Annotated in this window: 21 protein-coding genes; 14 read left to right on the plus strand and 7 right to left on the minus strand. The window is 48.5% G+C overall.

Annotated features, from left to right (window positions below):
* The first annotated feature begins 5 nt into the window (after positions 1-5).
* From LRP49_RS13590 to tldD, 13 genes are all read left to right on the plus strand, one after another.
* Complete coding sequence (locus tag LRP49_RS13590) at positions 6-467, plus strand: type II secretion system protein (protein ID WP_274142850.1); 462 nt, start codon at positions 6-8, stop codon at positions 465-467.
* Positions 412-1,065, plus strand: coding sequence for a type IV pilus modification PilV family protein (locus LRP49_RS13595; RefSeq protein WP_274142851.1), 654 nt, complete (start codon positions 412-414; stop codon positions 1,063-1,065). The genes LRP49_RS13590 and LRP49_RS13595 overlap by 56 nt, the downstream gene beginning before the upstream one ends.
* Positions 1,065-1,811 (plus strand): PilW family protein, encoded by a 747-nt coding sequence (locus tag LRP49_RS13600; RefSeq protein ID WP_274142852.1) that lies wholly within the window; start codon positions 1,065-1,067, stop codon positions 1,809-1,811. Before LRP49_RS13595 ends, LRP49_RS13600 begins: the two co-directional genes overlap by 1 nt.
* Positions 1,801-2,241 (plus strand): MSHA biogenesis protein MshP, encoded by a 441-nt coding sequence (locus LRP49_RS13605; protein WP_274142853.1) that lies wholly within the window; start codon positions 1,801-1,803, stop codon positions 2,239-2,241. Before LRP49_RS13600 ends, LRP49_RS13605 begins: the two co-directional genes overlap by 11 nt.
* The gene (locus LRP49_RS13610; RefSeq protein ID WP_274142854.1) at positions 2,238-5,231 is read left to right on the plus strand and encodes a DUF6701 domain-containing protein; all 2,994 of its coding nucleotides are present in this window, start codon (positions 2,238-2,240) and stop codon (positions 5,229-5,231) included. The genes LRP49_RS13605 and LRP49_RS13610 overlap by 4 nt, the downstream gene beginning before the upstream one ends.
* Positions 5,232-5,347: 116 nt before the next feature.
* Positions 5,348-6,391, plus strand: a complete 1,044-nt coding sequence (mreB, locus tag LRP49_RS13615) for a rod shape-determining protein MreB (RefSeq protein ID WP_002537278.1) — start codon at positions 5,348-5,350, stop codon at positions 6,389-6,391.
* A 76-nt stretch (positions 6,392-6,467) separates the two neighbouring features.
* Positions 6,468-7,412, plus strand: coding sequence for a rod shape-determining protein MreC (gene mreC, locus LRP49_RS13620; protein ID WP_274142855.1), 945 nt, complete (start codon positions 6,468-6,470; stop codon positions 7,410-7,412).
* Complete coding sequence (mreD, locus tag LRP49_RS13625; protein ID WP_274142856.1) at positions 7,405-7,893, plus strand: rod shape-determining protein MreD; 489 nt, start codon at positions 7,405-7,407, stop codon at positions 7,891-7,893. Before mreC ends, mreD begins: the two co-directional genes overlap by 8 nt.
* A gap of 12 nt (positions 7,894-7,905) precedes the next feature.
* Entirely contained in the window at positions 7,906-8,493 is a 588-nt protein-coding gene (locus LRP49_RS13630; protein WP_274142857.1) for a Maf family protein, read from the plus strand.
* Positions 8,490-9,959 carry a ribonuclease G gene (rng, locus tag LRP49_RS13635; protein ID WP_274142858.1) on the plus strand — a complete coding sequence of 490 codons (1,470 nt, stop codon included), beginning with the start codon at positions 8,490-8,492 and terminating at the stop codon, positions 9,957-9,959. Before LRP49_RS13630 ends, rng begins: the two co-directional genes overlap by 4 nt.
* A 19-nt stretch (positions 9,960-9,978) precedes the next feature.
* A complete protein-coding gene (locus LRP49_RS13640; RefSeq protein WP_274142983.1) occupies positions 9,979-13,857 on the plus strand; it encodes a YhdP family protein in 3,879 nt (1,292 codons plus the stop codon).
* On the plus strand, positions 13,854-14,672 hold the full coding sequence (locus LRP49_RS13645) for a carbon-nitrogen hydrolase family protein (protein WP_274142859.1): 819 nt from the start codon (positions 13,854-13,856) through the stop codon (positions 14,670-14,672). Before LRP49_RS13640 ends, LRP49_RS13645 begins: the two co-directional genes overlap by 4 nt.
* 81 nt (positions 14,673-14,753) lie before the next feature.
* Positions 14,754-16,199, plus strand: a complete 1,446-nt coding sequence (tldD, locus tag LRP49_RS13650; protein ID WP_274142860.1) for a metalloprotease TldD — start codon at positions 14,754-14,756, stop codon at positions 16,197-16,199.
* A gap of 57 nt (positions 16,200-16,256) precedes the next feature.
* Here the strand turns inward: tldD and yjgA are convergent, their stop codons facing one another.
* Positions 16,257-16,787: a ribosome biogenesis factor YjgA gene (gene yjgA / locus LRP49_RS13655; protein ID WP_274142861.1), complete on the minus strand. Its 531-nt coding sequence runs from the start codon at positions 16,785-16,787 to the stop codon at positions 16,257-16,259.
* Positions 16,788-17,019: 232 nt separating this feature from the next.
* Here yjgA and pmbA point away from each other — a divergent pair, with 232 nt between their 5' ends.
* Positions 17,020-18,360 (plus strand): metalloprotease PmbA, encoded by a 1,341-nt coding sequence (gene pmbA / locus LRP49_RS13660; RefSeq protein ID WP_274142862.1) that lies wholly within the window; start codon positions 17,020-17,022, stop codon positions 18,358-18,360.
* A 250-nt stretch (positions 18,361-18,610) separates the two neighbouring features.
* Here the strand turns inward: pmbA and mgtE are convergent, their stop codons facing one another.
* The 6 genes from mgtE to LRP49_RS13690 all read right to left on the minus strand — a co-directional run bounded on the left by mgtE (position 18,611) and on the right by LRP49_RS13690 (position 23,476).
* On the minus strand, positions 18,611-19,978 hold the full coding sequence (mgtE, locus tag LRP49_RS13665; RefSeq protein WP_274142863.1) for a magnesium transporter: 1,368 nt from the start codon (positions 19,976-19,978) through the stop codon (positions 18,611-18,613).
* A 126-nt stretch (positions 19,979-20,104) separates the two neighbouring features.
* Positions 20,105-20,380, minus strand: coding sequence for an HPr family phosphocarrier protein (locus tag LRP49_RS13670; RefSeq protein WP_274142864.1), 276 nt, complete (start codon positions 20,378-20,380; stop codon positions 20,105-20,107).
* Positions 20,377-21,228: an RNase adapter RapZ gene (gene rapZ, locus LRP49_RS13675; protein ID WP_274142865.1), complete on the minus strand. Its 852-nt coding sequence runs from the start codon at positions 21,226-21,228 to the stop codon at positions 20,377-20,379. The genes LRP49_RS13670 and rapZ overlap by 4 nt, the downstream gene beginning before the upstream one ends.
* A 12-nt stretch (positions 21,229-21,240) precedes the next feature.
* The gene (ptsN, locus tag LRP49_RS13680; RefSeq protein ID WP_274142866.1) at positions 21,241-21,684 is read right to left on the minus strand and encodes a PTS IIA-like nitrogen regulatory protein PtsN; all 444 of its coding nucleotides are present in this window, start codon (positions 21,682-21,684) and stop codon (positions 21,241-21,243) included.
* Between the two features lie 2 nt (positions 21,685-21,686).
* The gene (hpf, locus tag LRP49_RS13685) at positions 21,687-21,974 is read right to left on the minus strand and encodes a ribosome hibernation promoting factor (protein WP_274142867.1); all 288 of its coding nucleotides are present in this window, start codon (positions 21,972-21,974) and stop codon (positions 21,687-21,689) included.
* Between the two features lie 26 nt (positions 21,975-22,000).
* On the minus strand, positions 22,001-23,476 hold the full coding sequence (locus LRP49_RS13690) for an RNA polymerase factor sigma-54 (RefSeq protein ID WP_274142868.1): 1,476 nt from the start codon (positions 23,474-23,476) through the stop codon (positions 22,001-22,003).
* Positions 23,477-23,509: the final 33 nt, after the last annotated feature.

The following is a 23,509-nucleotide window of genomic DNA, read 5'->3' on the forward strand; positions in this document are numbered from 1 at the left end:
TTGCAGTGAATTTTAGAGTAAATGGCTTCACTTTAATCGAGCTGATCACCGTTTTGGTGATCCTCGGTATCATTAGTGTGTTTGCCGCACCGCGCCTGTCGGGAGCTGAATCCTTTTCAGTAACCAGTGCGCGGGATACGGGCTTGTCTGTTGTCAGGCAAGTCCAACTCAGGGCCATGCAGCAAGAGACACCCTCTAATGCTTGTTTTGCCCTAAACGTCACTGCCACCCGCTTGGGCGGCAGTGTCGCTTCTGATTCCTGCCCATTGGGAGAAGAAGATAACCGCAGTGATGTGGTTGATTTATCAAGCTCAGAAGTAAAAGTAGCCGGCCCTGCCATAATTTCTTTTGATTTGCTGGGTAGGCCAACCTGCACAGCAAATACATGCAAAATTACCTTTTCTCAAGGCAATGCTTCAGCCAGTATCTGCGCCAACAGCGAGGGCTATTTCTATGCCTGTCGCTGAGCAATCTCATCAGAATTATTACTATCAGCGTGGCTATACGCTGGTGGAACTTGTCATCGGTATTGTCGTATTCGGTGTGGCTTTGGTGTTAATGAGCACCACCTTGTTTCCCATGTTCGCGAAATCGGCTGACCCGCATTACGAAGCACGTGCCGCTGCGCTGGGACAGGCTGTGATGACAGACGTGCTTGCCAGGCAGTTTGATAAGCATTCCGATCCGAACGGAAGCCGATGGCGTTGTGATGAAAATGCCGCCGCGGTGCGAAACAACAATATTTTGTCGCCCGACCCGATACCCCAGTGCTCACGCAATCTCGCGGGTGTTTCACATAATAACTTCGTCGCCGTGGAAGACTATATCGGCTGCTGGGGCGTAAAAGCTGCGTGCACGCAAGATTATCGTGGCACCTTAGACGGCCTTGTCGGCGGGCTCGCGTCCGATTTTCTCGGATTTAGTGTGGATATTAATGTGGTGTATGACACCAGCACGTTTACTGACGCCACTAACAATGATTATCTCTACAAGCGTGTTGATTTAACCGTGAATACGGGCAGCTTCGGCAGTTATGATTTTTCTGCGTATAGAGGCAACTTCTGATGTCTCGTCAACGTGGATTCACCCTGATTGAAATCATTGTTACCTTGACGATTCTGGCGATTGTTTCCATTGGCATCTCTGGCTTTCTGGAGTCTGGTGCTCAAGGTTATGTGGAAGCCAAAAATCGCGAAGCACTGCAGTCTCAGGCGCGATTTGTGGTGGAGCGTTTAGGGCGCGAAATTCGCCACGCTGTACCGGGTAGTTTGCTTATATCAAATAACGATCGCTGCGTGCGTTACACACCTACCCAATACACGGGTTTTTACAGCGAACGCTTACCAAACAATGCCACCCTTTCCATCACCATGTCTAAGACAAGGACAAACTGGATTGATGCAATAAATGGCGGTGGATATCGCATTGCATTTCTGCCAATGAAATCCAGTGACCTCAATAATGGCAGTGTGCAAAGCTATGCCATTTCCTCTGTCAATGCAGCAGGTAATGAGCTGACACTTGCACGAGATACATCCAAAGAGTGGCCAGCAGAAAGCCCGTCTAAACGTTTCTATATCTATAAAGATTCCGTCAGTTTTTGTTTTGATATCACAAGCGGTGCCTTAATGCGTCAAGAAGGCAGTGAAGATGCCGCGGTATTAGCGGAAGGGCTGCTCGATGGCAGTGCTTTTACGTTAGACACTGAGTCACTCTATCGCTCGAACCTGTTAAGCGTGCATTATCGCTTTGGTCAGGCTGGCGAAACCTCCGTTTACAATCAGCTAATTCAGGTGATGAATGCGCCATAACCATCATCCTTCATTTCATGCCCAGCGCGGTAGCATGCTTGTTATTGCCGTGTTTGCGATGACTGCAATGGCAGCCCTTGGTGCCGCGTTAATGCAGATCAATTGGTCGCAAAAAGACACCACTACACGTGAAGTGCTTGGCACACGCGCATGGTTTGCAGCTAACAGTGGTACAGAGTACGCCATGGTGCGGCTATTTCCTTTAGAAAAGAATCCAAATCTTCCGAGTGCAGGCGCGTGTGAAACGGCAAACGCGGTTATCCCTTTTACCTCGAAGGGGTTATTAGGGTGTTCGGCTAAGGTTACATGCGAAACGCTAGGAACCGCTCCGTCTGTGCAATATCGCATTGAAAGCCGCGGAGAATGCGGGAGTGGCAGTCACAAAGTTGTACGCGTTCAGGAAAGCTGGGCTAGGGGGATCGCTCCGTGATTAGAATAATTATATTGATGTTTGTTTTTCCTTCTTTCTTTGTAATGTCTGCAACGCTATTTCCTGGTCCAGCGCAATCGCCAGAAGGTATGACGCAAACACTTTTTGATTTTCGATCCAATAGTGGCTTTGTTGAGTGGTACGGCAATAGAGACATTAGAATTGGATTTGAAACGTTTGATTTTCAATCAGATGGATTTGGGCAGTATTGTTCCGATGGGCGAATGTTATTTGCTTGTAATCACGATCCTAACTTTCGTGCACTAAACCTCAATTTGGACTATTTAAAAGCCTCGGATTACGGCTCTAAAATCAAAGACTGTGGTTCGGAGAATATATGTACCTTGGGGCCATCGGATAACCGCTATCAAGAATACAAAGTGGGTTGGAAGGGAACACTAACAATATCTGAAGGTGTTTATTATTTCGATACTTTCACGATGAGTAGCGGATCAAAGCTGCTCATTAACGGTAAAGTAGAAATTCACGTTAATAAGTTTTCCTCGTATGGGGCAACAAGTATCAATGCTGAGGGTAAACCAAGAGATTTGATCTTCTATCATCACAGCCAAAAACTGGATATTGATGATGTTGTTGAGACTTTCTCTATAAACTACCCAACAGATTCTAAAGCGTATATATATTCGTCAGGTTTGGTTTTCTTCCAAGCTCATGCTGAGTTACATGGCTCTGTGACAGCAAGACAGATCCACATGAACGACAATGCAAAAATTTTCTACACGGGAGAATATTACAACTACGAATTACAGATAGAACCGTTACAGGCAAAAACCAATACCTGCTCCCGAATTCCAATTACTTTTAAGGTAACTAACGATAAAGGTGAACAACAAACAGATATTTCTGGTGATTTAACGGTTGAAGCGACCAACTATATAGATACAGCCTGCTGGGCAACCAGTGAATACGGTGCTTGTTCTGCGGGCCCTCAAAAAACGGTCAAATTGCTGAATGGCAGTAAGAAGCTTTGGCTTCAAAACAAAGCAATTGGGACCGTCAATGCTGAAGCAACGTTTAACTCGAGCGACACGGGTGAACTTATCTCGGAGGAAGGTAACTACACTTTCCATGCTGGTGGCTATCGCTTCTCCCCATCGCCACTAAAAATGGTGGCAGGAAAACCCGAAAAACTGTCCATTGAAGCTGTCTATGGCGATTGTGACCCTACTCCGATACCTGATTATGACGGTAATAAAAAGCTTAAGTTTGGTGATGTATCCTATCTACAGCCTTTGTATATGGGTGGTAATGCACCCAAAAAGCCCACAATCAACGGTAAGATTGGCGAGCAAACACTGGATATCAAGTTTGTTGATGGACGAGCCAACAATGCGGTGACGGTGAGATATGCTGATTCAGGTGCTATTAGTATTCCTGTTGAGGAAGTCTCGATGGCAAAAAATGGTGATGAGACAGACGCACTTCACAAATCAGAAATCATAGCTCAATCAGAAAAGCTTCGAGGTGATGCCATCTTGAATGTTCGTCCATATACCATGGCAATCTGTAAAATTTCAGGCTCGCAAAATCCAGACGTAGACAGTGGTCGTTTAAGCAAAGTGGGAGAATTTTTTTCGGCTTCTCTAAAACCTATTATATGGAAAAGCGGTGACAGAAATGATGGCGTCGTTACGCTAGACGATTCATATTGCAGTCGTCCCATAACACAGAGTTTTAAAGTGGTAGATGCGCCAGCAGCGGAGGTTATGTTTGATAGCGTGGCGCGAATTGTCGCACCTACGTCAGGTACCGATGCAATCCTTGATGGTTTCGCAAAAACAAACAACACAAACTCTAATAGCAGTGGCTTATATCCATTTACCACGTTAAAAGTCAGCGATGTTGGAACCTTCAAATTGCAGTCCCAGTTGGCATCAAAATACCTTGACATGAGGGTGAACCCTGGGCAACGCGAAATCGGCCGTTTCTATCCCTCCCACTTTGACGTCGCGTCAAATTTCACGCGCGGTGTTGAGGCCGCCTACGATGACGGTGGCAATGGTTTTACCTATCTTGGCCAACCCTTTACTGGCGAGTTCACCATTCACGCCATGGACATCAATGACAAGCCCGTCAAAAACTATCACCTCTACCAAGGCGCGACAGACAAGGCCGCCTTTAAAGACTGGGTGATTGATTCAGGGGGCGACTATCCCTATGACGGTCCCGATTTAAGCGCACGTTGGGATGGTGCTCGCCTTAGCAACACGCAATGGGCGGCGGGCGCGGGCGGAGTGAGCGAAGTGAAAGTCTCCGGGAATATGACAATTCGCAAAGCAAATACTGAAGACGGGCCTTTTGAGCCGCTTCGTTTTGCGGTGGGAGTTTCGGTGACTGATAGAGACAACACACAATTTGAACTTTGCGGCAACGAATCAGATTTGGGCTGCTCAAAATCAGTGAAAAGCCCTTCTGGTGGTGCAGATGGCGCACAAATTGCCGAAGGCCCATATTTCTTCGGTAGGATGCGAATTGGCGGATTTACCGAAACGCAGGACTTTTCTGGGGAACAAACGCTTCCTGTTATCGTCGAATACTGGAACGGCAGCCATTTTGAGACGAATACGAGAGACAATGCATCGATTGTTCATCTTGCAGGTAGCCTCAGAGATCAATTGGTCAATAACAGCCACAATATTGAAACCCAGATACAGTGGCAAAATGGCACAACCGCGGAAGGCGCAGAGCCTGTTGTCAAGGGGGTATACAATTTCAACGTTGTTCCCCAGCAGGGCAATACGGTAACGCCATTTCGAGAGCAGTTCCGTTTTTGGCAGTGTTTGGCTTCGGGGTGTGAGGTTGGTGAAACCCCAATTGTCGGTTTTACCGAACAACCGTGGCTGCAATATGGGTGGGAAAGTGCCACCGAACAGAAAAAAACCTCTGGCTTGGTAACGTACGGGCATTACCGAGGAAGTGATCGAGTTATCTATAAAGGTGAAAAAAGCATCACTTTGACAGGGGAATGAAAAAAAAGACTGATCTCATTCAGGTTTGTAGATCATCACCTTGCCGCGCCCCGTCTGCGTTGGTACATTTAGCGGAATTTGAAGAATTTTATAGCTTGCAGGATTAACCGAAGACTATGTTCAAGAAACTTCGTGGCATGTTCTCTAACGATCTTTCCATCGATCTAGGAACAGCAAACACTCTTATCTATGTTAAAGGGCAAGGGATCGTTCTGGACGAACCGTCTGTTGTCGCAATTCGTCAAGATCGTGCAGGCTCACCAAAAAGCGTTGCGGCAGTCGGTCATGAAGCAAAACAAATGCTGGGCCGTACGCCAGGTAACATTGCTGCCATTCGTCCAATGAAAGACGGCGTTATCGCTGACTTCTACGTGACTGAAAAAATGCTGCAGCACTTTATCAAAACCGTTCACGACCACAGTTTTATGCGTCCAAGCCCACGTGTTCTGGTTGCAGTTCCTTGCGGTTCTACGCAAGTAGAGCGTCGTGCAATTCGTGAATCTGCACTTGGTGCAGGTGCACGTGAAGTGTATTTGATTGATGAGCCAATGGCCGCAGCAATCGGTGCGGGTCTGCCTGTATCAGAAGCAACCGGTTCAATGGTGGTTGATATCGGTGGTGGTACCACAGAAGTTGCGGTTATCTCGCTGAACGGCGTGGTTTACTCTTCATCTGTGCGTATCGGTGGTGACCGTTTTGACGAGTCCATCATCAACTACGTGCGCCGTAACTACGGCAGCCTGATTGGTGAAGCAACGGCTGAGCGTATCAAGCACGAAATCGGTTCTGCATACCCAGGTGATGAAGTACGTGAAATTGAAGTACGTGGCCGTAACCTGGCAGAAGGTGTACCACGTAGCTTTACGCTGAATTCAAATGAAATCCTGGAAGCGCTGCAAGAGCCGCTGACAGGTATCGTGTCAGCAGTCATGGTTGCCCTTGAGCAATGTCCGCCAGAGTTGGCGTCAGACATTTCTGAGCGTGGTATGGTTCTGACCGGCGGTGGTGCACTGTTGCGTGATTTGGACCGTCTGCTGACTGAAGAAACAGGCATTCCAGTTGTTGTTGCAGAAGAGCCGCTGACGTGTGTTGCACGTGGTGGTGGTAAAGCGTTGGAAATGATCGACATGCATGGTGGCGATCTGTTCAGCGAAGATTAATATCTTCTTGCAAGGTGTCTTGGCACTCGCCATTAACAGTGGGGTGCCAACTCACCCATTTACAGGTTGTAACTGAATGAAACCAATATTTGGCCGTGGGCCATCTCTACAATTACGCCTGTTGTTTGCTCTTTTGGTATCAGCCAGCTTAATGCTGGCTGATAGCCGTCTTGGTGCATTTACAAACTTCCGCTATCTGCTGAACTCTGTGGTCGCACCGTTGCAATACGCATCGAACGTACCGCGAGACATGTTGGACAACCTGTTCCGACAATTCACGTCACATCAGCAACTTCTTATCGATAACGCCAAACTGAAAGAAGAAGTGTTAACGCTTCGCTCAGGCCAATTGTTGTTTGACCAAATGGAACAGGAAAATCAGCGCTTGAGAGAATTGCTGGGCTCCCCATTTGTGCGCGATGAACGCAAAATGGTGGCGGAAGTGATGGCGGTGGATTCCGATCCTTACAAACACCAAGTCATGATCGATAAAGGCCGAACAAACGGCGTTTATGAAGGTCAACCCGTGATTAATGAACGCGGGATCGTGGGACAAGTTTCTTACGTTGGTGCACACAACAGTCGCGTTTTATTGATCACCGACCCGACACATGCAATCCCTGTACAGGTGGTCAGAAATGATGTGCGCGTGATCGCCGCAGGGCGTGGTCAAACCGATAATATTCAATTAGAAAATATTCCAAGCAGTGCGGACATAGAGCCCGGTGATATGTTGGTGACGTCTGGACTAGGGGGCGTTTTTCCTGAAGGGTATCCCGTTGCCAAGGTCACGTCATTTTCATTTGATAACAAGCGTCCGTTTGCACAAGTAGATGCGAAACCAGAAGTGCAGTTTGACCGTTTACGTTATCTGTTGCTGGTTTGGCCGACTAACGTTGATAAACACGAAGCACCGGCACCAGACGCGATTGAGACTGACGCTCCTAAGGCGGAAGTACCATCGAAAGCGACGCCGGCAAGTGAAGCACCTGTAGAACAACAAGAGAAGACGGATGGCTAATTCAACTTTGCGTGGCCACGCACTTATTTGGCTGTCATTTATTGTCGCTCTTATATTGCAGGCGGCACCTTGGCCAGGGGAACTTGCGCCATTTAGGCCATCATGGGTTTTGCTTGTCGCATTTTACTGGGTGTTAGCACTTCCTCACCGCGTCAATGTCGGTACCGCACTGGTACTGGGCTTGTTGTGGGATTTGATGCTGGGATCGACGCTGGGTGTACGCGGACTGATGATGTCTGTGGTGGTGTATATTGTGGCATTAAACTTCCAAATGCTGCGCAATATGTCACTGTGGCAGCAGGCGGCAATCCTGTCCTTGCTGACACTTGCCGGTAAAGTCCTCGAGTTTTGGGCGGAATATTTAGTCTCAGATGTGAAGTTTGACCCGACACTTCTTTGGTCCGGTGTGCTTAACTTCTTACTGTGGCCTTGGTTATTTTTGCTGTTACGACGGGTTCGTCGTCAGTTTTCGATTAAATAAAGTGGTGAGCCAATGGCAGATCTTCAACTTTATCTCGCATCTGCCTCTCCCCGCAGGAAGGCACTGCTTGAACAATTGAACCTTCGTTTCGACGTATTGCGCGTCGATGTTGAAGAACAACGCCAAGCTCAAGAAGAAGCGGTGGACTATGTCCGCCGTTTGTCCTTTGATAAGGCCATGGCAGGTGTACAAGTCGCACCACAATCTCTTCCCGTTCTGGGCTCTGACACCATCGTTGTTTGCGATGGACAGGTCATGGAAAAACCAGAAAACATTGAACATTCCCGTCAAATGCTTTCGCTATTGTCCGGACGCCAACATCAGGTAATGACCGCAGTTACACTGGCTGACAGGAACCAATCCCTGACGACGCTTGTCACAACAGATGTATGGTTTAAGTCGCTGTCTTTAGACGAGATAGATGCTTATTGGGAAAGCGGTGAACCTTGTGACAAGGCCGGAAGCTACGCTATCCAAGGTCTCGGAGGCCGTTTCGTTACTCGCATTGAAGGTAGTTACCATGCTGTGGTTGGCTTACCTCTTTATGAAACAGACGCTCTGTTTAACGAATTTAAAAAATTAAGCGGTGAAAACCTATGAATACAGAGTTGCTAATTAATGTAACGCCGACGGAAACGCGCGTCGCCATGATTGAAGGTGGAAACCTTCAAGAAGTGCACATTGAACGAGAAGCCAAACGTGGGATCGTGGGCAATATTTACAAAGGTAAGGTCAGCCGAGTCCTACCGGGTATGCAAGCGGCGTTTGTTGATATCGGCTTGGACAAAGCCGCATTTTTGCATGCGTCTGATATCGTTCCGCACACTGAGTGTGTGGCGGAAAACGAAAAACAGCAGTTCCAAGTTCGTGATATTTCCGAGCTCGTTCGCCAAGGCCAAGATATCGTCGTTCAAGTTGTTAAGGATCCTCTGGGTACCAAAGGTGCGCGCCTAACGACAGATATTACGTTGCCATCACGCTATTTGGTCTTTATGCCGGGGGCATCTCATGTTGGGGTGTCTCAGCGTATTGAAAGCGAAAAGGAGCGTGATCGTCTGAAGAAAATTGTGGGTGATTATTGCGATGACTTAGGCGGGTTTATTATCCGTACGGCGGCGGAAGGCGCGTCGGATGAAGAGATGGCACATGATGCCGCGTTTCTTAAACGCCTTTGGAATAAGGTGATTGAGCGCCGCTCTAAGCGCCCATCAAAGTCCATGCTCTATGGTGAATTGGGTTTGGCGCAGCGCATTCTGCGTGATTTTGTGGGTACAGAGCTCAATATCATTCGTATTGATTCAAGAACCGGAATGGAAGCACTGCGCGAATTTACCGAAGAGTTCGTGCCAGAGTTAAGCGACCGCATTGAGCTCTACACGGGTGAGCAGCCGATTTTTGATATGTACGACACCGAGAACGAAATTCAGCGTTCATTGGATCGTAAAGTGGAATTGAAATCAGGTGGTTATCTCATCATCGACCAAACTGAGGCGATGACGACGATCGATATCAACACGGGGGCATTCGTTGGCCGTCGTAACCTCGAAGAAACGATTTTCAATACCAACATCGAAGCGACACGCGCTATTGCTCGCCAGCTTCGCCTGCGTAACCTTGGCGGCATTATCATTATCGACTTTATAGATATGAGTGCAGATGAGCACCGCCAGCGTGTTATTCAGTCTCTAGAATTGGCGTTGGCGCGCGATCGCGTTAAGACCAACATCAACGGCTTCACGCAGTTAGGTCTGGTAGAAATGACGCGCAAGCGCACCAGAGAGAGCATCGAGCATGTGCTTTGTGGTCAATGCCCAAGTTGTGAAGGCCGAGGTACGGTGAAAACCATTGAGACCGTGTGCTACGAAATTCTGCGTGAAATCACCCGAGTTAACCGCGCCTATGATGCCGACAAGTTTGTGGTATACGCATCGCCTGCGGTTGGTGAGGCTCTGGAAGGCGAAGAGTCTCATGCTGTTGCAGAGCTTGAAGTGTTTATCGGCAAGCAAGTGAAAGTGCATGTTGAGCCGCTCTACACGCAAGAGCAGTTCGACGTTGTCATGATGTAATGAGTAGCTGCTGTTGATAGTGAGATTTACGCGTCGAGTAGCGACAATTATTAAATGGACGCTGGTAAGCCTGTTATTGCTTACTGCAGTTGTAACAGGCGCAATGCGCCTGTTACTGCCTAACTTAGATACGGCCAAAGCTCCCATGCAAAAGTGGGCGAATGAGGTCAGCGGTTTCTCTGTAGACTTTGGCTCATTCAAAGGCCACTGGCGTAATCTGGTTCCTTCCTTAACACTTCACGACTTGTCGTTGTCGACAGCGTCTCGTCATCACACGGTATTAACGGCTGACAGCATCGATATTCAGATCGATCTCTGGCGTACGTTAACCACGTGGGAGCCGACATTCTCAAACGTCAGCATTGATGGTTTGCGTCTTGATTTAACGCAACTACCTGCTCGAAACGACAAGGAAGAAACCGGGCTTAAGAAACAGTTGGAGCAACTGTTTTTAGTCGGCTTGGGTCACTTCTCTGTTCATGATGCCAAGCTGGTGGTGATGTCAGCGTCTGACGAACGAAAAACGATCGCTATTGAGTCGCTGATTTGGGATAACCAGGCTGGTCAACATCATGTTCAAGGTGTTGTAAGTGTTGAAGGTACGTCGCTTAGCCAAGTCGATATACGAGGTGTATTTACCGAAAGTCGCGGTTTAACGTCTCTTGATGGTGAATTTTATGTCAAGGCGGATGACGTCTCTCTCCAAGAGTGGGTGAGCAGCTACGTTAACCCCGAGTTTAAGCTTTTTAGCGCGACAGTGGGGGGAGAAGCTTGGCTGACGGTAGAACAAGGTTTACCGAGAAAAGCCCTGCTTAATATCTCTGATACCGCCGTTGCGTGGGGACCTAAATCTGCAGCGATTGAATCTCAAGGGCGGACACGAAGCGTATCCATCCCTCAAGGACAGGTGTTTCTTACGCGTGACAGCAAAGACGAATGGCACCTTGCTACTAACGGTTTTGCCATTAAAACCGGTGAAAAGCACTGGCCTGAACCGCATGTAAAGCTGAGTGTTACGGGTGATGACTGGAAATTGAATGTCGATGAGCTGGACATCAAGCTTCTGACACCGTTGACAGAAATAGTGGCACTGCCGGATGGTGTAGAAAATGCACTCCAACAATTAGCACCTGCAGGCACTGTGCGTGATCTTCGTGTTGCGAAAAAACAAGGAGAAGAGGTTGCTTACTCGGCATCTGTTCGCCATTTAGCGTTTAACCATTGGACCTACCTGCCTGAAGTTCACAAGTTAAATGCGCAGATTTTGGGTGTGGGCACCCAAGGTAAGGCCGTGTTATCGATGAAAGATGACATCTTGCCTTATGGAAATTTCTTCCAAGCACCGCTGAATATCAAACGCGGTGATGTCTCGATTTACTGGGACTACAACGATACACGTACCGTGATTTGGTCGGATCATGTAGCTGTCGCTGCGCCGCATATCAATGTCATCGGTGAGTTCCGATTGGACCTTCCTCATGATGGTGAGCCATGGCTGGCATTCTATGCGGAAGCCAACGCGAACGACGCAGGCGAAACGTGGCGGTATTTACCGACATTGGCACTTGGCTTTGAACTGACGGATTACCTTTCCTCTGCGATTCGTGGCGGGCAAGCTGAACATGCCAAATTGGTCTGGTTTGGCGACTTTGATACGTTCCCTTACCTGAAAAATGAAGGTGTATTCCAAGCGTATGTCCCTCTGAAAAATGGTCAGTTTAGTTTCGACACACAGTGGCCGACACTGACCGATCTTCGCTTAGATCTACTTTTCCAGAATGATTCAATGTTCTTGGATGCCTCCAACGTCCGCTTGATGAAAGCGCGTGGATATAATGTGAAAGGGCAAATACCTTCATTCAGCGAAGATTACTCAAAACTGCTTATTAACGCTGATATTCAGGCAACAGGTGATGAGCTGCATGAGTACATGCTGGCGACGCCGCTTGTTGACTCTGTAGGGGCGGCATTAACGCATGTTCAGGTCGACGGCAAAGTCACGGGCAGTATTGACCTCAATATTCCGCTTAATGGTGATGATGTCGACGCGAAAGGATCCGTGCGCTTAAAAGACAATGTCGTTTCGATTGTGAGCCCTGAAATGACCTTGAACAAGGTGGGTGGCACCATTGAATTTCACAACGACATTGTGTGGTCAAAGGGCTTTGATGCGGTTGTTTTAGAGCAGCCTATCAGTGTGGGTTTCAACGGGGAGACGGAGTCTGACAATTATCTGGTTGATATTGATATCAAAGGTAACTGGCAGGCTGATAAGTTGAAAGCGGCACTTGACCTTTCAGACTTAGATTTGGTGGAAGGTGAATCTCGATGGGATTTGGACGTGGGAATCGCACTCAAAGACATCGGCTTTACCTATGACGTTAAGTTGGACGCCGATTTGGCGAACATGCGCGTTCACCTGCCTGCACCGCTCGATAATCTGGTTTTACAGAAAAGCAAAGGCACCTTGAGGGCATCAGGAAATGGTGAGCGTTTGGTCGGTCAGGTCACATTGCCAAATGTGAAGTATCAAGCGGATGTCGATATTCAAGGAGAGTTGCCTGAAGTGCTTCGCAGCCGTTTGGTTGTGGGAGAGGGAGAGCTTTCGTTGCACCCGTTGCTGGGTAACGCCGTCAGTATTGATGTATCAACACTGGATATGGCTGCTTGGAAAGGCGTTATCGATCGGCTGTTAGAAGCTGATAGCAAACACGACAAACCGTTTCCTGTCATTGTCCCAGAGCCATCTCGCGTTAATGTGAAAGCCAAGAAAATGCTCGCTGGTGAGCTGACCTTTAATAACTTCTCTATGGCAGCGAGACAGAAGAGCGACGGTTTCCATATCTTGGTGGGAAGTGAAGAGCTGGCCGGTGATGCTTGGTGGGATGGACACAAGCGGCTTACAGTTTCTATCGAACACCTTTTCCTTAACGTCGATCTTGAAGACGATGCGGACGGTGATGTGGAACCAACGCGAGACACCAGCTTTGCCAGCAAGGCAGACAAAGGTGTAATGGCGAATATCCCGTCGACCGATCTCGTGATTAATGAATTGTGGGTTCAGGGATACCGTTTAGGGCGAGTCGAAGCCCAATTACTTAAATCAAACAACACATTGACGCTTTCAAAAATGTCGATAGGTAGCGGTGATACGCGATTTACGGCGAACGGAAAGTGGGCGATTACAGAAAAAGGGTTGAACGAGAGTCGGATTAAATTCGATATTCAAGGGAACAACAGCAGCGACTTGATGGGACGCTTTGCTGTCTCAGGCGGGATTCAAGATGCGAAATTTATGACGAAGGCTGACCTTAATTTTAACGGTACGCCTTGGTCGATCAACCTTGCGACGTTAAATGGTAGCGTTGATACCAAGCTGAAAGATGGTTATGTCAGTGGTGTTGGCGGCGCAGGACGTTTGCTCGGCTTGTTTAGTCTTGATTCGATTTTGAGAAAAATGCAGCTTGATTTCACTGGGGTATTTGAAGACGGTCTTGCTTTTGATGAGATAAGTGGAAGTGCAGCAATCACGAACGGGGTCGTCGTCACTGATAATATTCAGATGAATGCGCTGGCAGGTGATATGTTTATTAAAGGGATAGCAAATTTGGTGGAAAATCAGGTAAATGCTGATGTCCGCTTTGTCCCGGATTTAACATCTGGCATTCCTGTGTTCACCGCTTTTGCTGTTACGCCACAAACCGCACTCTATGTACTCGCTGTCACCACGGTGATTTCGCCAGTTGTAGATGCGTTTACCCAAGTCAGGTATCAGGTAACCGGGGCGATTGATGATCCCGTTGTCAGGGAACTCTCACGTATAACAGGAGAGGTGACGTTACCTGAGCAGGCTACCGAGCGTCTGCGGACCGAACAGCAAGGGAGCAAACCACAATGACAAAATTTGGTGTCGTACAAATGAATTCAGGTGCAATCGCGGAAGACAACCTCGATGTACTTGAAGGACAGTTAAAGCAATTACGTGCACAAGGTGCACGTCTTGTTGTCACACCTGAAAACACATTGGTATTCGGGAAAAAGGAAGATTACGAAAGATACGCGGAAGATCTTGGGCATGGCCCGCTCCAAAAGAAGCTTTCTCAGCTCGCGTTTGAACTCGGCATCTGGCTAGTGATCGGATCTTTTCCTATCCGCAATAATGACGGAACGCTCAGCACTACGTGCTTGGTTTATGACGCAGCGGGCAACTTGCGCGCCTCTTATGAAAAGTTGCACATGTTCGATGTGGATATCGCTGATAACCACCGCAGCTATCGCGAGTCTGATACCTTCAAAGCGGGCGAGAACATGGCCTTGGTGGATACACCATTTGGTACTTTGGGCTTGTCTATCTGCTATGACATTCGTTTTCCGCAACTGTATGCAGCTTTGCGTCAACGCGGAGCGGATATTATTGTTGTCCCTGCTGCCTTTACCAAGGTGACGGGCAGTGCGCACTGGGAAGTGCTGCTTCGTGCTCGTGCTATTGAAACGCAGTGCTGGGTGTTGGCATCAGCACAGTGTGGCGCACATGAGGGTGGACGCGAAACCTATGGGCATTCGATGATTATCGACCCGTGGGGTCAAGTAGCTTGCACGCTAAACGACCATATCGGTACCGCGTGGGCCGACATTGACCTTGCAACTAACAGTGCGATACGCAGCAAAATGCCTGTATTGCAACATGCTAGGTTGCAATGCGCGATGAAATAGCGCAGTCTCAAATCATCAATGACCCTGCCACGTTATTCGTTGCGGGGCTATCTATTTTCAGTGCTAAAGAGCAGTTTATTCATGAGTCTGGAACACGTCGAAGAAACGATGCTGCACCTATCTGGGATCAGCAAAAGTCAAATTAGCCAAACGCTGGAGCATTTGGCGGCAAGAAATATCGATTACGGTGATGTGTATTTCCAGTCATGCTGGCACGAGTCGCTTGTCTTGGAAGACAGCATCATCAAGGATGGCTCATTTAATATTGACCGCGGTGTTGGTGTTCGTGCGATCACGGGCGAGAAAACTGGCTTTGCATATTCTGATCAAATCAATGCTGAGGCATTGATGCAAAGTGCCACCGCGGCGCGTGGTATCGCGGATAAAGGTGGCAAGCTCAAGGTTTCTGCGTTCTCTACCTCCGCGTACCCAATGATTTATCAGGCGACTGATCCGCTACATAGCATGTCTAAGCAGGAAAAAATCGCCCTATTGCAAGAAGTTGATGCGTATATCCGTGCGAAAGAGCCATTGATCCAAGAAGTATCTGCGAGCATAAGTGGTGTTTACGAGCAGGTATTAATCGCTGCGACTGATGGCACATATGCAGCGGATGTCCGCCCACTGGTGCGCTTGTCTGTGAGCGTGCTTGTTGAGAAAGATGGCAAGCGTGAACGCGGTGCGGCAGGTGGCGGTGGCCGCTTTGGCTATGAGTATTTTGTTTCTGACGAAGACGGTAAAACCGTGGCCATGCATTATGCCGATGAAGCGGTTCGCCAAGCGTTAGTGAACCTTCACGCGAAAGGGGCTCCAGCGGGCACCATGCCCGTAGTATTAGGAGCGGGTTGGCCGGGAGTATTGCTGCATGAAGCAGTAGGGCATGGGCTTGAAGGTGACTTTAACCGAAAAGAATCTTCCGTGTTTACTGGCCAGCTAGGTGAGCAAGTGACCTCACCACTTTGTACCATTGTGGATGACGGTACGCTGCAAGATCGCCGCGGCTCGTTAAATATCGATGATGAAGGTGTGCCTGGCCAATATAACGTACTCATTGAGAACGGTATCTTAAAAGGCTACATGCAAGACAAGCACAATGCACACCTTATGGGTGTTGCGCCAACGGGTAATGGCCGTCGTGAATCTTATGCGCACTTGCCAATGCCACGTATGACTAACACCTATATGTTGGCCGGTGAAAGTACGCCGGAAGATATCATCAGCAGTGTTGAGTATGGCCTGTATGCGCCAAACTTTGGTGGCGGTCAGGTAGACATTACCTCTGGGAAATTTGTGTTTTCAACCAGTGAAGCGTACCTGATTGAAAACGGTAAAGTGACGACGCCAGTGAAAGGCGCAACGCTTATCGGAAGTGGTATCGAAGCCATGCAGCAAGTTTCAATGGTGGGTAACGATCTGAAGCTAGATCGTGGCGTTGGTGTTTGTGGTAAAGCAGGTCAGAGCGTCGCGGTAGGTGTGGGTCAGCCAACACTTAAACTGGATGCGATGACCGTTGGTGGTACCGAGTAGTAAAGCGATAAGCTGCCAGATAAACACAAAAAAGCCGGAACTCAGTTCCGGCTTTTTTTATTCCGCGTCTTCTGCTTTAAGGGCTTTCAGAATCTGGAAAATTTCGCGAGATGCTTTAGGCGGCTTGTTGCTTTCTAGCTCTTTTTTCGCCTGGCGCGCCAGTTGGCGCAGCTTTTGGCGATCGGCACTAGGATGTGCAGCAACAACGTCGTTGATAGCCTTGTCGCCATCAGCAACAACACGATCACGCATTTTCTCGATTTTTTTCAACTCAATGGACTGTTGACTGTGTTTGTTATTTAACAGGTCAAGTGCCGCTTGAATTGGCTCTGGATCGCGAGATCGCATCATCTTGCCAATCAGCTGAAGCTGACGGCGACGGGCTTCTTTTTCAAAGCGCTGTGCATCAATGATTGCGTCGTGAAGACTTTCGTCCAGAGGAAACTTAGCCAAAACACCCGGTTTAAGAGCAACCAGCTCTTCACCCAGCTTTTGCAGTGCTTCCATGTCACGCTTCATCTCGGATCGGCTAACCCAGATGATTTCTTCTTCCTCTTCCCAAGGCTCTCTTTTGTTCTTGCGGCCCATATTCTATCCCGAGGTTATCGCTTACTTTAACGGCGTAGTGTATACCGAAATCGAAAGATCACGAAATAGTGCGCGATCCAAGCACATGCGATGCGATTTCAAGTGAACATATGCGCCGCCTATCAAAAGGGGGGATTTCTCCCAGCAAATATCGTGTTTGCCTGAGTTTTTTACGTCAGCGGCGTGATGAGAGTGGTATGCTTAGAATCAACATACATGATGTGATGAGTTTATGGACGTGAAACAACAAGTTGCTCAGCAGCGTGCCGAGCTCGAAGTCGCAGTCAAGCGCGCACTGGAGATGGCAAGTAAAAAAGCCGATGCTGCGGAAGTCGCGATTACGAAAACGACAGGTATTAGTGTCGCAACGCGCATGTGCGAAGTTGAAAGCGTTGAATTCAATAGCGATGGTGCCCTAGGCATTACCGTTTATCGCGGCCAGCGCAAAGGCAGTGCATCAACGTCAGATCTGTCAGAGAAAGCGATTGCCGAGACGGTTGAAGCGGCACTGGATATCGCTAATTACACCTCAGAAGACCCGTTTTCCGGTCCCGCTCCCGCAGAGCTAATGGCGTATGACTACCCTGATTTAGATCTGTTCTATCCCGATGAGCCAGAGCCTGACCATGCCGCCGAAAAGGCAATTGCAGCAGAGCGAGCAGCGTTGGAATACGATGAGCGCATTAAATTTAGTGATGGTGCAAGCTACGACAGCCACTACGGTGTCAGGGTATACGGAAACAGCCATGGCATGCTGGGAAGTTACGCATCTAGTCGTCACAGCATCAGTTGTAGTGTGATTGCCGAAGACAGCAAAGGCATGGAGCGTGACTACAGCTACACCGTAGCCCGTGATAAGAAAGAGCTTTGGACACCAGAACAAGTTGGTATTGAAGCGGCGAAGCGCACCATTATGCGTATCGAACCGCAGCGCATGAAAACCTGCCAAGTACCGGTCATGTTTGCTGCAGATGTCGCGACAGGCCTACTTGGTCATTTGGTGATGGGGATCAGCGGCTCTAACTTGTATCGCAAGTCATCCTTTTTGCTAGACAAGCTAGGTGATCAGATTTTGCCTGAGTGGTTCTCTGTTTATGAGCGTCCACACCTTCTAAAAGGCATGGCAAGTGCTCCCTTTGATAGCGAAGGCGTGGTCACCAAAGATCTTGATATCATCAAAGACGGTGTTTTGCAGACTTACTTAGCAACCAGCTATGCCGCGCGTAAACTGGGTATGCAGCCAACAGGACATGCTGGTGGAATTCATAACTGGTTTGTAGGCAATACCGGCCAATCTTTCGAGCAAATGCTAAAAGAGCTGGGAACTGGTGTTCTGGTTACAGAGCTAATGGGACAAGGCGTGAATATCGTCACAGGCGACTACTCACGTGGTGCAGCCGGTTTCTGGGTAGAAAACGGCGAAATCAAATACCCAGTTAGCGAATTCACCATTGCTGGTAATCTTGCAGAAATGTATAAGCAAATCGTCGCAGTAGGTGCAGACACGGAATACCGTAGTCAGATCCAGATGGGATCGGTGCTTATTGAATCAATGAAGGTTGGCGGCGAGTAAATCGCGTCGCCCTTTGCACCCTGGCGTCGTTTACTGCATATTTTTGCCCTAGTCACTTAGCCTACTAAGCTCCCAGGGACAAAAATACTTGCTGCCTCGCCAGGGCACAAATGGCTTAGCGATTGCAGCCATATACTTCATGGGTTCAAAAGCTTGAGGCCTAGCTACAACAAAATTGGCTTAGCAAAAATAGGCGAGTAGATGACCTGCTCCAAATAGAAAAAGGCTTTCGAGAGAAAGCCTTTTTTCGTTATACGAGGAAGAGGGTAGCCAGTCCGAGGAAGACGGAGAGACCAACCATGTCGGTGATGGTGGTCAGTGCCATACCGCCTGCAAGAGCAGGATCGACTTTCATCTTTTTCAGCAATATTGGCACGGTTACACCCGCGACACCTGCGACAAAAAGATTTGTCAGCATGGCTGCGGCGATAATGCCGCCTAGCATGAAGTCGCCTTTCCAAAGCACCACAATACCACCAATGATACTCGCCCAAACTACACCGTTGAGTAGGCCGACTAGGGCCTCTTTACTGAGTAGCCAGCGAGTGTTCGAGTCACCGATATGGCCCACGGCAAGGCCGCGGATAACCAGTGCGACGGTTTGGTTACCTGCAACACCACCCATGGAGGGGACGATGGTCATCAAAACGGCGATGGCTGCCATTTGTTGAAGCGTCGCTTCAAACAAGTTTGAAACCGAGGCAGCGGCGAGTGCGGCAAGCACATTACAGCCCAGCCATATGCTACGGCTACGCGCTGATTTTAGTACGGGTGCGAAGGTGTCTTCTTCGTCATCCAGACCCGCCATACTCATCATCGAGTGTTCAGCATCTTCACGGATAATATCGACCACGTCATCGATGGTGATACGACCTACAAGGTGATGCTCCTCATCGACAACAGGGGCAGATACCCAGTTACGACGTTCAAAGATACTGGCGACATCGCTGTCTTCCATATCGACGGGAATTGCATCATCCACGTCTTCCATGATTTCCAATACTTCAGTATCGGGTTGGGTGGTCAATAGCACGGTGATAGGGAGCTCACCGATGAGGCGGCTGTTTTCATCAACCACGTACAGGGCATCGGTTGCTTCAGGTAGCTCACCTTTCATACGTAGGTAGCGCAGAACCACGTCGACAGTAACGTCTGAGCGTATGGTCACCACGTCGGTATTCATCATACCGCCGGCAGTATCTTCTGGGTATGCCAGTGCCTGTTCTACGCGTGCACGATCCTGCGCATCCATCTGGGACAGGACGTCTTGCGAGACTTGTTCTGGCAAGCTTCGCAGCAGGTAAGCAACGTCATCGGTGTCCATGCCTTCCGTTGCAGCTGCAAGCTGATCCGGCTGCATGTGAACCATGATCCCGTCTTTAACGTCTTCTGACAGTTCTTCGAGGATCTCGCCCTGTTCTTCAGGATCGGTTAACTGCCAGAGAACCAAACGGCTCTTTGGGGGGGAAGCCTCGAGAAGGTGGGCAATGTCTTCCGGTTCCATGTCCTCGAGCATGCGGCGGACATGGACGAACATACCGTTTTCAAGGGCGCGACTAACTTCCTGCAACGTTTGGTGCGTTTGGCTAGGCTGTTCTACTTCGTAATTCTCTGCCATGGAATTGTCCGTTTGACGACGGGTAACGCAATGACATGAATATTAACGTAATCTGCGGGCACTGTCTTTGGACAATTACCCGCAGAAGAAAGATGAATAAGGGTGATGAGAATATGCGCGAGGGGCTTAGCTTTCTTCGTCGAATCCCGCTTCTATCAAGGAGGTGACTGCATGGAGTGCCTGCTCTGCCTGCTCTCCATTTGCGGTTATCTGAATTTGCTCACCTTGGCTAGAGTCCAGCAGCAAAATAGCCATGACACTATCTGCGGTAACAGTTTGATCATCCTTGGAAATTGTCACTTCCGCGTCAAAGCTTTGTGCCAGTTCAACCAATTTAATAGCAGCACGAGCATGCAAACCTAATCGATTTCGGATCAGGACGTCTTTGCTAAGTTGGCTCATATGTTCCCTTCAAGTGTGCGATGGCGGATCTGAACCTGTTGCCCATTGGCCGCAAAATAGTCTGCCAAAAATTGCGCAATATATACGGAGCGATGCTGACCACCCGTGCAACCAATCGCGACGGTTAGATAGCTGCGATTGTTTTTTTCCAAAGCAGGAAGCCAAGATTCAAGAAAGCTTTTTATTTGAGCGATGAGCATCGCGACATCTTGTTCTGAGGCAAGAAACATTTTAACGGGCTCATCCAGTCCTGTGAGAGGACGAAGTGCAGGTTCCCAATGTGGGTTTGGCAAAAAGCGCACATCAAAAACGTAGTCCGCGTCTGAGGGCAAGCCATGTTTAAAACCAAAGGATTCAAACACCATCACCAAATCCCGATTACTGCGGCCCAGCACCAAAGAGCGCACGGCTTCACTAAGATCGTGAACGGAATGATTGGATGTATTGATAACTTTATCTGCGCGCTCTTTAAGCGGCGTCAAAAGGTGTTTTTCCTGCTCGATCGCTTGTTCAAGCGTCAGATTGTTACGAGAAAGGGGATGCAAGCGACGTGTTTCACTGAAGCGTTTAACTAACTCTTTGTCATCGGCATCGAGAAAGAACAGGTCAATATCCAGATCTTTCGGAAGTTTTGCCAATGTGTGTGATATCTCGTCAGGGTCATCGGGCATGTTGCGAATATCAATGCTGACAGCGATCTGCGAATCATCACCAATTTGTTCGGCGACAAACTGGGGCAGCAAAGTAACAGGAAGATTGTCGACACAGTAGTAGCCCATGTCTTCCAAAACACGGAGTGCAACGGACTTCCCTGAGCCTGAGCGTCCGCTGACGATTTTCAATTGCATGAATGCGATTCTCTATCCGGTAATAATGTCATAAAGCTCTTGGTCTGAGCTGGCATTACGCAATTGACGACAGACATGCTTGTCACCGAGTTTTTGTGCAATGAGAGACAAGGTGGTGAGGTGCTCTTTGCATTGCTCATCAGGGACGAACAGGGCAAATAGCAAGTCGACAGGTTGATTATCGATAGCATCGAATTCAACGGGTTCAGCGCATTGAATCAGAACCCCAACAGCGTGATCGCTATTGAAAATGCGACCGTGAGGAATGGCAATACCATTGCCAATACCGGTACTGCCCATTTTTTCCCTGCCAAGCATGCACTCGAACAGTTTCTGGGGGTTTTGATCTAACTCGTTGGCAGCGAGCTCGCTGATCAATTCAAGTGCACGTTTCTTACTTGAACAAAGGACTGCACTTTTCGTGCAGTCCAACTTAAGTACGTCTTTAAGTTCCATGATTAATGGTGGTTCATCTTTTCTTTGTGTTTAGTTAATTGCTTTATCAGCTTATCAGTGAGTGCGTCTATCGCCGCATACATGTTTTCTGAATCGGCTTTCGCGTGAATTTCGCCATTATTGACATGCAATGTCGCCTCGGCGATTTGCTGCAACTTTTCGACATTAAGCACAACGTAAACGTTATTGATGTGATCAAAGAAACGCTCAAGTTTATCAAACTTCGTCATCACATATTCACGGAGAGAGTCTGTAACTTCGACGTGGTGACCGGTCAGATTGATTTGCATAAACATCTTCCTTCTGGTTAAGACGCCTAGATAAGGCGCTTGCGCTGATTTGACGGTGCGATCCCCAGAGACTCACGATATTTTGCAATCGTCCTGCGAGCTACCTGGATCCCTTGCTCCGCCAGCAATGTGGCAATCTTACTGTCGCTGAGAGGTTTCGCCGGGTTTTCTGCGGCGACCAACTTTTTCACCAGCGCCCGGATTGCCGTAGAGCTGCATTCGCCACCATTGTCGGTACTGACATGGCTAGAGAAGAAGTATTTCAATTCAAAGATACCCCGCGGGGTATGCATATATTTTTGTGTCGTTACGCGTGAGATGGTGGATTCGTGCATGTCCACAGCAAGTGCGATGTCATTAAGTACCATTGGCTTCATCGCTTCTTCACCATACTCGAAGAAGTCTTGTTGATGCTCAACGATACAACGCGCGACTTTCAAAAGCGTTTCGTTGCGGCTTTCTAGGCTTTTGATTAACCACTTAGCATCTTGTAGATGGCTGCGGATAAATTGACTGTCCGCAGCACTACACCCGTTTTTAGTGAGTGCAGCATATTGCTGATTTACTTTTAAACGCGGCACGCTGTCAGGGTTAATTTGTACGACCCATTTTCCACGATCTTTGAAGACGGATACGTCAGGAATGACATACTCTGCTTCATTGGTGACAATGAGGTTGCCTGGCCGAGGTTCCAAGCCATGAATCAGGCGCATGACTTCTTTAAGGTCAGGCTCTCTGAGTTTGGTTTCTTTCATGATTTGGCGGAAGTCGCGGTTTGCCAGCGAGTTCATATGATCGCGAAGTACCATGCGAGCTTCAGAGAGCCACGGCGTGTCTTCTGCAAATGCGGCTAACTGGAGAAGTAAACACTCTTGCAGAGAACGGGAGGCAACGCCGAGAGGATCGAATTGCTGAACCCGCTTGAGTACAGCTTCGACTTCATCCAATTCCACTTCTTCGTCTTCTGCGCCCAAGCTTTCAAGGATATCTTCGCAAGAAACCGTGAGATAGCCTTTGTCATCGACCGCATCAATGATGGCTGTCGCGATGGCCAAATCCACTTCGGTAAACGGGGTAAGTTGAACCTGCCACACTAAATAGTCATGCAGTGTTTCAGTGGTTTCACCTTGGTAGACTGGGATGTCATCACCAAGAGCAATACCTGTGCTGCCAGTGTTGGCACTGTAGACATCATCCCACGTGGTATCAACGGGAAGGTCATCAGGCATTTCTTGTTGGCCCAATGCGTCTGAACTATCGAGTGAATCAGAGCTTTCAGCAGAGACGGTGAGGCCGTCGCCGTTTTCAAACTCTTGTGCGCTATCACCGTCGATATTGTTGTCGGATGAGTCATCCTGCTCGAGAAGAGGATTAGCTTCGAGTGCTTCCTGAATTTCCTGCTGCAAATCCAGCGTCGACAACTGTAGCAGGCGAATAGCCTGTTGCAGTTGCGGCGTCATGGCAAGTTGTTGGCCAAGCTTAAGCTGGAGCGAGGGTTTCATAGTTATTGTGGCACCTTTATTTCTTTTGTCAGT

Source organism: Enterovibrio qingdaonensis (assembly GCF_028683135.1).
GTDB lineage: Bacteria > Pseudomonadota > Gammaproteobacteria > Enterobacterales > Vibrionaceae > Enterovibrio > Enterovibrio qingdaonensis.

What these genes read in the sequence shown, in the direction of transcription:
- rng (WP_274142858.1), top strand. Translation starts at nt 8,490, where the DNA reads ATGAATACAGAGTTGCTAATTAATGTAACGCCGACGGAAACGCGCGTC.
- ptsN (WP_274142866.1), bottom strand. Translation starts at nt 21,684, where the DNA reads ATGGAACTTAAAGACGTACTTAAGTTGGACTGCACGAAAAGTGCAGTC.
- tldD (WP_274142860.1), top strand. Translation starts at nt 14,754, where the DNA reads ATGAGTCTGGAACACGTCGAAGAAACGATGCTGCACCTATCTGGGATC.
- LRP49_RS13690 (WP_274142868.1), bottom strand. Translation starts at nt 23,476, where the DNA reads ATGAAACCCTCGCTCCAGCTTAAGCTTGGCCAACAACTTGCCATGACG.
- mreC (WP_274142855.1), top strand. Translation starts at nt 6,468, where the DNA reads ATGAAACCAATATTTGGCCGTGGGCCATCTCTACAATTACGCCTGTTG.
- LRP49_RS13605 (WP_274142853.1), top strand. Translation starts at nt 1,801, where the DNA reads ATGCGCCATAACCATCATCCTTCATTTCATGCCCAGCGCGGTAGCATG.
- LRP49_RS13600 (WP_274142852.1), top strand. Translation starts at nt 1,065, where the DNA reads ATGTCTCGTCAACGTGGATTCACCCTGATTGAAATCATTGTTACCTTG.
- LRP49_RS13645 (WP_274142859.1), top strand. Translation starts at nt 13,854, where the DNA reads ATGACAAAATTTGGTGTCGTACAAATGAATTCAGGTGCAATCGCGGAA.
- mreB (WP_002537278.1), top strand. Translation starts at nt 5,348, where the DNA reads ATGTTCAAGAAACTTCGTGGCATGTTCTCTAACGATCTTTCCATCGAT.
- LRP49_RS13595 (WP_274142851.1), top strand. Translation starts at nt 412, where the DNA reads ATGCTTCAGCCAGTATCTGCGCCAACAGCGAGGGCTATTTCTATGCCT.
- LRP49_RS13670 (WP_274142864.1), bottom strand. Translation starts at nt 20,380, where the DNA reads ATGAGCCAACTTAGCAAAGACGTCCTGATCCGAAATCGATTAGGTTTG.
- mgtE (WP_274142863.1), bottom strand. Translation starts at nt 19,978, where the DNA reads ATGGCAGAGAATTACGAAGTAGAACAGCCTAGCCAAACGCACCAAACG.
- yjgA (WP_274142861.1), bottom strand. Translation starts at nt 16,787, where the DNA reads ATGGGCCGCAAGAACAAAAGAGAGCCTTGGGAAGAGGAAGAAGAAATC.
- LRP49_RS13630 (WP_274142857.1), top strand. Translation starts at nt 7,906, where the DNA reads ATGGCAGATCTTCAACTTTATCTCGCATCTGCCTCTCCCCGCAGGAAG.
- rapZ (WP_274142865.1), bottom strand. Translation starts at nt 21,228, where the DNA reads ATGCAATTGAAAATCGTCAGCGGACGCTCAGGCTCAGGGAAGTCCGTT.
- hpf (WP_274142867.1), bottom strand. Translation starts at nt 21,974, where the DNA reads ATGCAAATCAATCTGACCGGTCACCACGTCGAAGTTACAGACTCTCTC.
- pmbA (WP_274142862.1), top strand. Translation starts at nt 17,020, where the DNA reads ATGGACGTGAAACAACAAGTTGCTCAGCAGCGTGCCGAGCTCGAAGTC.
- mreD (WP_274142856.1), top strand. Translation starts at nt 7,405, where the DNA reads ATGGCTAATTCAACTTTGCGTGGCCACGCACTTATTTGGCTGTCATTT.